This is a genomic window from Actinoplanes sp. NPDC004185 (assembly GCF_053603475.1).
Window position 1 is genome coordinate 1 of sequence record NZ_JBSGFR010000075.1, and the last position, 12,465, is coordinate 12,465.

9 protein-coding genes are annotated in these 12,465 nt (G+C 73.9%); 7 read left to right on the top strand and 2 right to left on the bottom strand.

What is annotated here, in order from left to right; all coding sequences use genetic code 11:
* The coding region (locus tag ACWEOZ_RS41375) for a CAP domain-containing protein (RefSeq protein ID WP_451916154.1) at positions 1 to 565 on the top strand (565 nt) is incomplete at its 5' end.
* Between the two features lie 135 nt (positions 566 to 700).
* Positions 701 to 1,456, top strand: a complete 756-nt coding sequence (locus ACWEOZ_RS41380; RefSeq protein ID WP_451916155.1) for a L,D-transpeptidase family protein — start codon at positions 701 to 703, stop codon at positions 1,454 to 1,456.
* Positions 1,457 to 1,527: 71 nt separating this feature from the next.
* Here ACWEOZ_RS41380 and ACWEOZ_RS41385 read toward each other — a convergent pair whose 3' ends face one another.
* Positions 1,528 to 1,716 carry a hypothetical protein gene (locus tag ACWEOZ_RS41385; protein ID WP_451916156.1) on the bottom strand — a complete coding sequence of 63 codons (189 nt, stop codon included), beginning with the start codon at positions 1,714 to 1,716 and terminating at the stop codon, positions 1,528 to 1,530.
* Between the two features lie 279 nt (positions 1,717 to 1,995).
* On the opposite strand from ACWEOZ_RS41385, the gene ACWEOZ_RS41390 reads away from it, so the two are divergent.
* From ACWEOZ_RS41390 to ACWEOZ_RS41410, 5 genes are read left to right on the top strand one after another with little or no spacing between them, the layout of a single operon-like run.
* Positions 1,996 to 3,339, top strand: coding sequence for an efflux RND transporter periplasmic adaptor subunit (locus ACWEOZ_RS41390; protein WP_451916157.1), 1,344 nt, complete (start codon positions 1,996 to 1,998; stop codon positions 3,337 to 3,339).
* A gap of 5 nt (positions 3,340 to 3,344) precedes the next feature.
* Positions 3,345 to 4,052: an ABC transporter ATP-binding protein gene (locus tag ACWEOZ_RS41395; protein WP_451916174.1), complete on the top strand. Its 708-nt coding sequence runs from the start codon at positions 3,345 to 3,347 to the stop codon at positions 4,050 to 4,052.
* The gene (locus tag ACWEOZ_RS41400) at positions 4,049 to 5,233 is read left to right on the top strand and encodes an ABC transporter permease (protein WP_451916158.1); all 1,185 of its coding nucleotides are present in this window, start codon (positions 4,049 to 4,051) and stop codon (positions 5,231 to 5,233) included. The genes ACWEOZ_RS41395 and ACWEOZ_RS41400 overlap by 4 nt, the downstream gene beginning before the upstream one ends.
* The gene (locus tag ACWEOZ_RS41405) at positions 5,230 to 6,111 is read left to right on the top strand and encodes an EamA family transporter (RefSeq protein ID WP_451916159.1); all 882 of its coding nucleotides are present in this window, start codon (positions 5,230 to 5,232) and stop codon (positions 6,109 to 6,111) included. Before ACWEOZ_RS41400 ends, ACWEOZ_RS41405 begins: the two co-directional genes overlap by 4 nt.
* A gap of 50 nt (positions 6,112 to 6,161) precedes the next feature.
* Entirely contained in the window at positions 6,162 to 7,235 is a 1,074-nt protein-coding gene (locus tag ACWEOZ_RS41410; protein ID WP_451916160.1) for a diguanylate cyclase, read from the top strand.
* Here the strand turns inward: ACWEOZ_RS41410 and ACWEOZ_RS41415 are convergent.
* Positions 7,207 to 12,144 carry a hypothetical protein gene (locus tag ACWEOZ_RS41415; protein WP_451916161.1) on the bottom strand — a complete coding sequence of 1,646 codons (4,938 nt, stop codon included), beginning with the start codon at positions 12,142 to 12,144 and terminating at the stop codon, positions 7,207 to 7,209. The two genes, ACWEOZ_RS41410 and ACWEOZ_RS41415, sit on opposite strands and share 29 nt — an antisense overlap.
* Positions 12,145 to 12,465 lie beyond the last annotated feature (321 nt).

Consider the following 12,465-nt stretch of genomic DNA (forward strand, 5'->3'; position numbering starts at 1 on the left):
TGCGGCGACCCGGCCGGCTGCCGCCGCTCCGGCGGCGGCCGAGCCCGACAATCGGGCCGGCGACCGGGCCGACGAGAAGCCGGCGGCCGACAAGCCCACCCGCGGCGGCAAGCCGAACACCTTCTCGGCCGCCCAGCGGGACGTGACCACCAGCCAGGCGCTCTCCACCGACCCCGGCGGCAGTGTCCAGCAGCAGGCATTGACGCTGGTCAACGAGAACCGGCGGCGTGGTGGCTGCGACAATCTCACGGTCGACCGGCGGCTGATCGTGGCGGCGAACCGGCATGCCGCCGAGATGGCGCGGCGTGGCTACTTCGCGCATGAGGACTCGCGCGGGCGGCGGGCCGGCGACCGGGTCGAGGACGCCGGCTACCAGTGGTCGCGCTACGGCGAGAACATCGCCCGCGGCCAGGACAGTGTCGCCGAGGTCGTCGACGGCTGGATGAAGAGCCCCGAGCACCGGGAGAACATCATGGACTGCGGTCTGCGCGAGGTGGGCGTGGGGCTGGCCTTCAGCGCCGACCGTACGCCGTACTGGGTCCAGGACTTCGCGACCCCGCAGTGACCGTGAGGCAGCGCTGAGCGACGACCGCTGTGTTCGACGTCCCGGATTGATGCCACAGTCGGACGGCGGACCTTCCCAGGTGCACGGATGTGCTTCGATGTGCGGACACATCTCCTGGGGAGGACGATTTTGGGAGTGCAGCGGGTTTCCGCACGCCTCGCGACCGCCGTGCTGGCGGTGGCGGTCGGCGGTGGGCTCGGCGCTGTGGTGCTGTCCCCGGGCGCGGCCGGCGCCGCGACCCGGACGGTCAGCGCCACACCGATTTCCGCCGTCGTCGTCACGAAGGCCGCCGCGGCTTCGTGCTCGACGGGCAAGTACCAGAAGCAGGTCGAGGGTTACCTCAAGAAGATCGGCGGCTACGGCACGGTCTCGGTCGACGGCAAGCAGTCGGCCAAGGACTGCACCGCGATCAAGAAGTTCCAGGTCCGCTTCGGCATCAAGCCCGCCGCGGGCCTGGCCGGGCCGACGACGTACGGAGTGGCCAAGCGCCTCGCCGACACGAAGACGTCGAAGTGCAAGGCCAAGAAGTCGGGCTACACGTTCTGCGTGGACCTGACCCACCAGACGACCTGGGTGATGAAGAACGGCAAGGTCCACGCCAAGCCGACGGTCACCCGGACCGGCATGAAGGGGTACCGCACGCCGGCGGGCTCCTACAAGATCAACAAGCGCACCAAGAAGGAATGGTCCGACCCGTACGAGGTGTGGCTGCCGTACTGGCAGCGCTTCAACGGCGGCCGGGGCTTCCACCAGACGACCACGTACATCCACGATGCGTGGCGGGGCTCGCACGGCTGCGTCAACCTGCTGCCGGCGGACGCCAAGAAGTACTACAAGATCGGCAAGATCGGCATGACGGTCAAGCTCATCGGCCGTCGGTCGGGCACCTGATCAGGTAGGCAAGCACAGAGACGGCCCGCCGGCATGAGCCGGTGGGCCGTCTTTCGTCTTCCGGTACGGGGTCAGGCCGCGAGCTCCCGGTGGCTCGTCCGGGCGTGCGTGGTGAGCACGTCGTGACCGGGGAAAGCCTTCTCGTCGCCGGTCGCGGTGAACACCCGCAGGCCCTGCCGGTTCAGCGTGTACGTGACGTCGGTGAAGTGGCTCACCGTGTCGTCGTGGTGCACGATCGTCAGTTCGTCGGCGCGCAGCATGGTCCCGTCCTTCGCGTACGCAGATGGGGCACGTGACCTGGATTACGGCTGCCGTGAGGCCCCCGGTTCAATCCGTCGGCCGATTGTGCCTTCCGGCAGGCCCCTTGACCAGGCCTGCCCATGAGCCTCCCGCTTCGCGTTGACCTGCGCAGTCGCCCACAGGTCGGCCATCGGGCGGATAACCGACACTGACCCGGTATCAAATCGTTCCGACCGATATAGATCAGCTGTCCGATCGGGCCGGGTTTTTCGTCGGTGCCCCGGCATAGAGTGGCGCTCGTGTCCCGCCCCCACCGCCGCGCCCGCACCCTGCTGGTCGCGTTCGTCCTGCTGCCACCCCTGACCGCGGCCTCCTGCGGCGACGAGCCGTCCGGCCTCACGGTCGGCGCCGCCGCGATGGGCGCCGTCGCCGAGATCGTCGAGGCCTCCGGCTCGGTGACCGCCCGCGCCGCCGCCACTGTCACCTCACCCGCCGAGGGCACCCTCGCCGAGCTGCGCTTCGACGCCGGCGATCAGGTCCGCAAGGGCCAGGTGGTCGCCGTGGTCGACTCACCCGCCGCCGAGCGCCGCCTGGAGCAGGCCGCCCGGGCCCTCGACGCGGCCTCCTCGGGCGGCGTGCCGTCCGGCGGTGGCACCGCGGCGTTCACCGCCGCCCAGCACCGCACCGACGAGCGCGCCGGCAAGGCGTTCACCGACGCCCGCGCCGCCGCCGGCAAGGTCACCGACGCCGAGCTGAAGACCGCGCTGCTGGCCCAGGTGAAGGCCGCCCAGCAGCAATACGAGGCTGCCTCGGACGCGGCCGGTGCCGCCCTGCGCTCGGTGCAACGCGGCGTTGCCGGCCTCAGCCAGGCGGTCAACGCCCTGGGCACGGCGCAGCGGCTCCAGGCCCAGCAGGCGTACGACCTGGCCGAGGCCGCCGTCGACGCTCTCACCCTGCGCGCCCCCGTCTCCGGCGTCGTCCAGCTCGGCGGCACCGCCTCGGGCGGCACGTCCTCGCTGACCGATCTGCTGGCCGACCCGGCGTCGGCGGCCGCCGCCGGTGCGCCGGCGCAGGCTCCCGTGGCCGGGGTCGATCCGGCGGTGCCGCAGGGCGCCACGGTCGGCGCCGGCACCCCGATCCTCACCATCGTCGACACCGGCAAGCTCGGCCTGGCCGCCGAGGTCGACGAGACCGACGTGCTGCTCGTGCAGGCCGGCGGTAAGGCGACCGCCGAGCTCGACGCCGCCACCGGCGCGACCTACGAGGCGAGTGTGCGTGCCGTCGACCAGCTGCCGACCACGTCCGCGCGCGGCGGCGTCTCCTACCGCGTGCGGCTCACCCTGGGCAAGGGCCGCTATGCGGACGGCCGGTCCGCGCCCACGCCCCGGCCGGGCATGAGCGCCATCGTCCGGCTCCAGGTGCGCCAGGCCGACGACGCGGTGACCGTGCCGGCGTCCGCCGTGGTGTCCGCCGACGGCCGCGACACCGTCTGGATCGTCCGTGGTGGCAAGGCCGAGCGGGTCCCGGTCACGCTCGGGGTCCAGGGTGAGGACGTCGTGCAGGTGGTCTCCGGCATCGGCGCCGGCCAGCAGATCATCGTGGGCGGTGCCGACCAGGTCAGTCCCGGGCAGACCGTGCCGTGAGCGACATCCCGGCCATCGTGGCCACGGACGTCTCGCGCACGTACGAGCTGGACGGCGTCTCCGTCGCCGCCCTGCGCGGCGTCTCCCTGACCGTGACCGACGGCGACTACCTGGCCATCGTCGGCACGTCCGGTTCCGGCAAGTCCACCCTCATGCACCTGCTCGGCGGGCTGGACCGGCCCACCGGCGGCACCCTGCTCATCGGCGGCCGTGACGTCGCCACGCTGTCGCCGCCCGAGATGGCCCGGCTGCGCAACGAGACCATCGGCTTCGTCTTCCAGTCGTTCCACCTGCTCACCCGGACCACGGCCCGGGACAACGTGGCCCTGCCGCTGGTCTACCGCGGCATCGGCCGCCGGGAACGCCGGGCCCGGGCCGGCGAGATGCTGGAACGCGTCGGCCTGGCCCACCGGATGGACCACCGGCCCAACCAGATGTCCGGCGGCGAGCAGCAGCGGGTGGCCATCGCCCGCGCGCTGGTCACCGGCCCGTCGGTGCTGCTGGCCGACGAGCCCACCGGCAATCTCGACACGACCACCGGCCAGTCGGTGCTGGCCCTGCTGGAGTCGCTGAACGCCGACGGTGTGGCCGTCGTCCTGGTCACCCACGACCGGGAGGTCGCCGAGCGCGCCCACCGGCAGATCGTGATGCGCGACGGGCTGATCGTCGAGCCCGCCCCGGCCGCGCCCGACCCCGGGGACGGCCCCGCGTGAGGCTGGCCGAGGCCTGGCGGGTCGCCCTCGACGCGCTGCGCGCCAACCGGCTGCGCAGCGTGCTCACCATGCTCGGCGTGGTCATCGGGGTCGCCGCGGTGGTCGCGCTGGTGGCCATCGGCACGGGCACCAAGCAGCAGATCGAGCAGCAGGTCGAGGGTCTCGGCTCCAACCTGCTGATCGTCGTGCCGGGCCGGCTCGAGGCCGGCTCCGCGCCGTCGGTGTCGACGCTGTCGCTCGACGACGTCGACGCCGTCTCCCGGGTCGTCGGCGACCGCAACCGGGTCGCGGTGACGGTGGCCTCCGGCGAGACCGTACGCGCGGGCAGCCGCAGCTCGTTCGCCAGCATGCAGGGTGTCCTCGAGACCACCCCGAGCGTCTTCGTCCGGCGCCTGGACCGGGGCACCTACCTGACCCGCTCGGACGTCAGCACCGCCCGCCGCGTCGCCGTCCTGGGCGCCGGTGTGGCCACCCAGCTCTTCGGCGACCGGGATCCGATCGGCCGGCAGATCACCATCGGCGGGGTCCGGTTCCGGGTCATCGGCACCTTCGAGGCGCTCGGCCAGAGCCTCGGCGTGGACCGCGACAGCGAGGTGCACATCCCCGTCACGGCCGCCCAGCGGCTGCTCGGCACCGACCGCATCGACGCCCTGGCGATCCGCGCGCCCGACCGGGAACGCATCGACACCCTCGGCACGAACATCGTCGCGGCCCTCAGCAAGCGCCATCCCGAGAGCGACTTCAGCGCGGTCACCCAGGAGCAGATCCTCGGCGTGCTGGGCGACATCCTGGGCGTGCTGACCGGCGTCCTGGCCGCCATCGCCGGGATCAGCCTGCTGGTCGGCGGCGTCGGCGTCTCCAACATCATGCTGGTGTCGGTGCGCGAACGCACCCGGGAGATCGGCCTGCGCAAGGCGGTCGGCGCCCGGCCCCGCGACATCGGTGTGCAGTTCCTGCTCGAAGCCGTCCTGCTCACCACGATCGGCGGCGTCATCGGGATGGCGCTGGGCATCTCCGCCGCGCTGCTGGTCGACCGGCTGTCCCCGGTGCCGGCCGCCGTCACCTGGTGGTCGCTGGCCCTGGCGTTCGGGGTGTCGGCGCTGGTCGGCATCGTCTTCGGCGTCGTGCCCGCGCAACGCGCCGGCCGCCTCGATCCCGTCGTCGCGCTGCGGACCGAATGACCACGACCGTCCGCGAGCGCCGCACCGTGCCGGCTCCACTGCTCGTGCTCACCGCCATCGCGTCCGTCCAGGTCGGCAGCGCCGTCGCCCGCACGCTGTTCGACGACCTCGGCGCGGCCGGCGTCACGCTGCTGCGCCTGCTGATCGCGGCCGTCATCCTCGGCGTCGCGTTCCGGCCGCGGATCGGTGGCTGGTCGGCCGCCGCGTGGCGAGCCGCCGTGCTGCTCGGCGTGGCCATGGCGGGCATGAATCTGCTCTTCTACCTGGCCCTGCGCACGGTCCCGCTCGGCGTCGGCGTGACGGTCGAGTTCCTCGGGCCGCTGCTGCTCACGCTGGTGCAGACCCGCCGGCTGGTCGACCTGCTGTGGGCCTTGCTGGCCGCCGGGGGAGTCGCCCTGCTCGGCCTCGGCTCCGGTTTCACGGCGCCGCTGGGTGGACTGCTGCTGGCGTTCGCGGCCGGGCTCTGCTGGGCCGGTTACATCCTCGCCAGCGCGCACCTGGGCACGCTGGTCCCGGGCACGGGCGGGCTGGCGGTGGCGCTCGCGGTGGCGGCGGTGCTCGTGCTGCCGTTCGGCGCGAGCGGTGCTTCCGCCGTACTGGATCATCCGTCTCTGCTCGTCGGCGCGGCCGCGGTCGCGCTGCTGTCGTCGGTCCTGTCCTACGGCCTGGAGATCAACGCGTTGCGGCGCATGCCCACCCGGGTCTTCGGCATCCTGATGAGCCTGGAGCCGGCCGCCGCGGCCGTCGCCGGGCTCGTGGTGCTGCACCAGCGGCTCGGCCTGCGCGAGGTCGTGGCGCTGCTGCTGGTGAGCCTGGCCAGCCTGGGCGTCACTCTGGCCCAGCGCGAACCGGCACCCTCACCTACCTCACCGGCCTGACCGGCGCGGCCAAAAGCTCATGTCCGGGCCCGGGAGGCCGAACAAAGAACGTGTCGCTCAGGGTCCACGCCCCCGCATACGAGCTGCGCGATCTGCACGGAGCCTCTCGTGCGGTCGCGTACCTCACGCTGGCCGCGGCACCGTACCTGTTCGTGACGGCGTACATCGACCCGGCCGTCAACGTGATCACGGTGGTGATCGCCGGGATCATCGCCGTGCTGATGGCGTTCACGGGTGTGCTTTGCTGGCGCCGGCCCACCGCCGTACCCCGGTCGGGCTGGTTCATCGCCCCGATCCTGGCCACCGCGGTGGTGGCCGGCCTGAACTTCGCCACCCACGACGCGTCCACCGGCTCGCAGCTCTTCTACCTCTGGCCCATCCTGTACGCGGCCAACTTCCTCAGCCGCCGCGTCCTCGTGCTCAACCTGCTCCTGGTGTACGCGGGCGACGCGGCCACCGTGTTCGCGGTCCTCGGCCCCCGGCGCGGCGCCTCCGACTGGGTCGCCATGGTGCTGGCCATGACGATGTCCGCCATGGTGGTGCAGAGCCTGCGGGTCCGCGCCGACCGGCTGCGCGACGTCCTGGAACGGCAGGCCAACGCGGACCACCTCACCGGCCTGGCCAACCGCCGTTACTTCGACGATGCGCTCGTCGCCGAGGGCGCCTGGGCCCGGCGCACCGACGGGGCCCTGGCCATGCTGACGATCGACCTCGACCACTTCAAGGCGATCAACGACACCTTCGGCCACGCCGAGGGCGACCGGGTGCTGCAGGCGGTCGCGGAAGCGATGCGCAAGGTCGCCGGCGAAACCGGGGTCGCGGCCCGGCTGGGTGGCGACGAGTTCGTCATGCTGCTGCGGGTAGGCCGCCGCGCCGCCGTGAGCGTCGCCGACGCCCTGCGTTCCGCGATCGCCGACCGCACCGATCTGCTGGGCGGCGCGCCCGGCGTGAGTATCGGCATCGCGGTGCTGCCCGGCGACGTCAGCACGGTGGAAGACCTGGTCGCGGCGTCGGACGCGGCGCTTTACGAGGCCAAGACGTCGGGCCGCGGCCGGGTGTCCGTCGCCGGCGAGCGGCACAACGTCGACCAGGTGCCTAGCTTTGTTCCGGATCCGCGGTCCTGACCAGCCCGAGGATCTCCCGGCGCATCCGCGGGTAGGGACCCCAGCCGTCCCGGAGCACGTGGATGTAGATCGCCTCGAGCGCGACATCGATCCGCTGCGCCAGCTCCTGGTCATCGGGCACCCCGAGCCGCACAGCCCGGGCGAAGTGATCGAGCGCCTCCATGTGCCGCCCCTGATCGAAGGCACTGCGCCCGGCGTTCTCGTGCACCACGCTGCGCAGCAGCTCCGGCGCCTCCGAACTGGCGGCCTGCTCGAACAGCCGGTCGGCCTCGGCGTAGTCGCCCCGCAACCGCAGCACGTGCGCCAGCTCGGCCTGCGCGATGACGATGGCCTGCACATCCCCGGCGGACTCGGCGTGAGCGAGCGCCAGCCGGCTCGCCGCCGCGGCCATCCCGAGCTCGTCCAGCAGCCGGTACACCTCGGCCCGCACACTCAGCAGCCCGGCCCGGGCTACGTTGTCCTTCTCGTCGGCCAGCGGCCCGTCGAGCCGCTCACCGAGCTCCCGCAGCGCGTCCCGGTCGTCCACGACCTCGCGCAGCGTGGCACCGTCGAGCCGCCACCGGATCGCGGTCAGATCCTCCGGACCCAGGGGCTTGGGCCGGCCGGGGGCGGCGGGCCTGATCTCGGTGGGCTCCGGCCCGGGTACGAGCAGAGCCTCAGCACCACCGTCGGCCTCTTCACCGAGGCGCGAGGGCTCACCAGCTGCCGCCTCGGCGCTGATCGGCCGAACGTCGCTCGGCTCGGCGCTGACCGGCTGAACGTCGCTCGGCTCGGTGCTGGTCGGCTGAACGTCGCTCGGCTCGGGCTGATCCTGGGCGGCGACCTCCTCCGGCGACATCGTGGTCGCGGCGTCGGCGCTCCCGTTCATCAGTCCGGTGATGTCCAGGTTGAGCACGACCCCGTCGGCCTTCGCCTGGTCCGCGGTGTCCAGGGCCGGCGTCCCGGCCTTCGGCTTGGCCCCGAACCACGTGGGCCCGAGATCCGAGTCGGCGTACTTGCGCGGCTCCGACGGCCCCGACGTGATCAGCCGCCCGATCGGCGCGGCGTTCGCGGCCGGGTTCGGACCGGGCCGGGTGGCCGGCGGCACCGGGGAGATCGGCGTGGCGCTGCCGGCGCCGCGGTTCGGGCTGTGCTGCGCCTCGGTGTCCGCGGGTGCGGCAGTGGCCTGCTGGGCCTCGGCGGGCCTGTTGGCCGGCGCTCCACCGGTGCGGAAGGCGGCCTCGGCGAGTTGCTTCGCCTGGTCCTGACGGGCGAGCTCCGCGGCCCGGCGGGCCTGTTCGGCCTGGCGGGCTGCTTCGGCCTGGCGGGCTGCTTCGGCGTGCTGTTCGGCTTCGAGCTGGCGGGCCGCGATCGCCGCCTGCCGGGTCGCCTCGGCCTGGCGGTCGGCTTCCTCGGCCTTGCGGGCGGCCTCGGCGCGGCGCGCGGCGTCGGCCTGGCGGGCTGCTTCGGCTTGGCGGGCGGTCGCTTCGGCTTGGCGGGCTGCGATCTCGGCTCGGCGGGCTGCTTCGGCTCGCCGCGCGACCGCTTCAGCTTCACGGGCTGCGATCTCTGCCTGACGCGCGGCTTCGGCCTGACGCGCGGCTTCAGCCTGACGCGCGGCTTCGGCCTGGCGGGCGGCCTCGGCCTGCCTGGCTGCCAGCTCGGCCTGATGTGCGGCTTCAGCCAGGCGCGCGGCCTCGGCCTGCCTGGCAGCCAGCTCGGCCTGATGTGCGGCCTCGGCCTGACGGGCTGCTTCGGCCTGCCGGGCGGCCTCCGCGTGGCGAGCGGCCTCAGCTTGCCGCGCAGCGATCTCCGCCTGCCTGGCCGCCTCCGCCTGCCGCGCGCCCTCGGCCTGCCGTGCCGCCTCCGCTTGGCGTGCGGCTTCGGCCTGCCGCGCGGCTGCCGCCTGGCGAGCCTGTTCCGCCTGGCGTGTGGCCTCAGCTTGGTGGGCGCCATCGACTCGGCGTGTGGCGTCGGCTTGGCGGGCCGCTTCCGCTTGGCGTGCGGCTTCGGCCTGGCGTGCGGCGTCAGCCTGGCGTGCGGCTTCGGCCTGGCGGACGGCCTCCGCTTGCTGCGCCGCGGCCCGGCGAGCCGCCTCTTCCGACCGGTGCTGCACCGCCGGATCGCCGTGACGCGGCTGCGCGGGCACGCCCATCGGCCGCACCGGAAGCACGGGCTCCGCCGGACCCGGAACACCACCGTGCCGCGGCTGACCAGGCCGGGCCTGAACGCCGGGGTCTGCGAGATAGCTCTGGGCGACCTGCTCCGAACCGTCCGCCTCGCCCGGCCGCTGAGCGGGCACCTGGATCGCCCGGTCCACGGGAGGCTGCTGAGGGCTTCGGTGCTGCCCCGGTACGTCGGCGTAGGCCATCGGCTCGCCGCCGGCGGGCGCGGGGGAACCCGGTCGAACCATGCCGACCGTCGGCATCTCCGGCTGTGAACCGATGAGCGGCAGTTCACCGGGGACCCGGCCGTCGGTGCCGTGGCGGGCGGGAAGAACCTCACCCTCGAGCGCGGCCGGCACGCCCGTGACGGGCCGCACCTGGGCGGGAGCGTCGTACGCGGTGACCCCGGGCTGCGGCGAACCGACGGTCGGAGCAGTACGCGACGGCGGCCGCTGCGACGGCGGCACAGCGGTCGGCGTACCCGTGGAGAGGATCATCGCGGTGCGCGGCCCGCCGACGATCGGCCGCTCGGCGGTCGACCCGTCGTCGAACGACGCCCGGCCGCGCGAACCGTTGGCGGCGGGCGGGGCAGCCGGCCCGCCACGACGGCCGCGAGGTGCGGCGATGCGGGGGTCGGTGTCCTGCGGCGACGAGAAGCGCGAATCATGCACCGGCGCACCACGCGGATCCGTGCCGGCCGGCCCCGCCGGAAACGCCTGGGGCGGCGCGAGCCGCGCGTCGGCACCCTGCTGGTGCTGAGCGACCCGGGCGTCCGGTCCGGGCGGCTGCCGGATGAGCCGCGGGTCCTGCCCCGGCACAGCGTCCCAGGGGTCTTGCGCCGGCGAGAACCGGGGATCGTGCACCGGCACCCCGCGCGGATCGGCCCCGGCCGGGAAGCCGTGCGCGGACGCGACGCGAGGATCGCGCGCCTGGTCACCGTCGGCCCACGGGGTGAAAGCCGCCGGAGCCTGCGACGCCGCCGGGCTCTGCGGCGACTCACCGACCGCGGGCCGCCGGATCGGCGTGGGCGCGGACGGCGGAACCGGCGGAGGCGCGGCGGCCGGCATGACGGGCGGCCGATTCCGCGGCCCAGCCGGGCTGACGGGCGGCGCCTCCGCGGCGCGGCGATCCGGCGCGGGCATCGCACCCGGCCAGAAACCGTCGGCGTCAGGAAGCGGCCCGGCCGGACTGACCGGAGCCCGCCCGGCAACTTCCGGCGCGGAACCAAAAGCGGCGGGACTGACGGGAGCCCGTCCAGCGCCCCCTGGCGCGGAATCGAAAGCGGCGGGACTGACGGGAGCCCGTCCACCTACTCCCGGAGCGGAATCGAAGGCGGCGGGACTGACCGGTGCCCGCCCGGGGCCCCCTGGCGCGGAGTCGAACGCGGCGGGGCTGACCGGGGCCCGCCCGGCAACTCCTGGCGCGGAGTCGAAGGCGGCCGGACTGACCGGGGCCCGCCCGGCAACCCCCGGCGGGGAATCGAACGCAGCCGGACTGACCGGAGCCTCATCCGTCACCCCGGACGGCGAGACGAACCCGACCCGCGGCTTCCGCGTACCCCCGGCCGGCGCCTGGTCGTAACCCGCCGCCCGGCCCTGGTCGAACGCAGCCGGAGCCGCATCCTGCCGCCGAGTCCCCGGCCCGGCAGCCGGCGCCTTCGGCACGTTCGGCAGCGCCGGAGTCACCACCCGGGGTGTCGCCGTCTGCGGCGCCGCCTTCACCACCCGCGGCGTGGCCGGCGGGTCAGCCTTCTTGATCACTCGCGGCGGCGCGGGCGGCTTGGCCTTGCTGAGCACGCGCGGCGGCACCGGCGGCGGTGCCTTGCTCAGCACCCGCGGGCCCTCGCCGTCGTCCGGCGTCTCCGGTTCCTCCGCCTTGGCCGCGGCAGCCGGCCGCGGCGCCTCGGCGGCGGGCCGGTCGGACCACGGCTCGGCCGGGGCGATCCGCGACTCCTCATCCGGTACGGACGCAGCCGGCAGATCCCACGTGGTCCGCGACGGCCGGCGGTCCCGCCCCGGGGCCGGACGACGCTCGTACGGGAGCAGGTCCTCCTCGCGCAGGTCGTCGACGAGCGGGTCGAAGCCCTGATCGCGCCGCGGCCGGTAGAGGTCGGCCACGACCTCTTCCTCGGGCTCGTCCGGCACCGGCGGCGACACCCGGGCCCGGCCGGTGACCGGCTGCGGCACGTCGTCCCGGCGGCCCCGGCGCACCGGCTCGTCGATCGGCTCGTCGTCCCAGCTCTCGACGACCCGGGAGCGGCGGGACGCGGTGTAGCGCCGCTGCTCCTCCCAGTCCCGTTCGTCGAAGTCGCGGTCGTCGTACTCGAGTTCGTCGAAGTCGAGGCTGCGGCGCTGCCAGCCTTCGACGCCCGGGGGTGAGACGGGGGCGGCGTCGAGGTCGGCCGGGGCGAACGCGGGGTCGTCGAGCCAGCCAGGGCGTTCACTGTCGAACGCTTGCTTGATGCGCTTGTCGCGGTTCGGTGACCGTTGGTAGCCGTCCTGGCGGCGCTGGCGGCGGCGTTCGGCCAGCTCGTCGATGCCCGGATCGAGGGGGATGACCGGCTTTTGCGGGGGTTCCGGAATGTCGTCGAATTCGTCTTCTTCGACGTATCGGGCGCGGGCCGGGGGACGGCGGGTATCAGCGCCCCAGCGGGCCGCGACTGCATCCGCGTATGGATCCCGGGCGGTCGCGGTGGTGTCCGCGTACGGCCGTTTCGGGTCGTCGTCGTACTCCGATTCCCAGTATTCGTCGTCCTCGAAGCTCATCGGGTCACCCCGGCGCGACCCGCGGAGGGGCACGACAGTGGCTGCGCCGAGCCGGCCCGCTGTCGCATCCGTGCCCCCCGTCCTCGCTGCCGCGCACGCCCACCCGCGCCCGGTAGCCCTTCCCCGCCGTACGAGTTGGAAGGTTAACCATGGATTTGCGTAGCGCGCTACCGCCCGCGGGAGCGCTTCATCCGGCCCTGAGGTCCCCCGACCCCGGAGCCGTCCCGGCGCCGCGGCCCGCCGGGAGAGTTCCGTCGACAGACAGTACGGACGCGGACGCCCAGTGGTTCATTCTCCGGTGCGGGCAAACGGAAGGTTTTT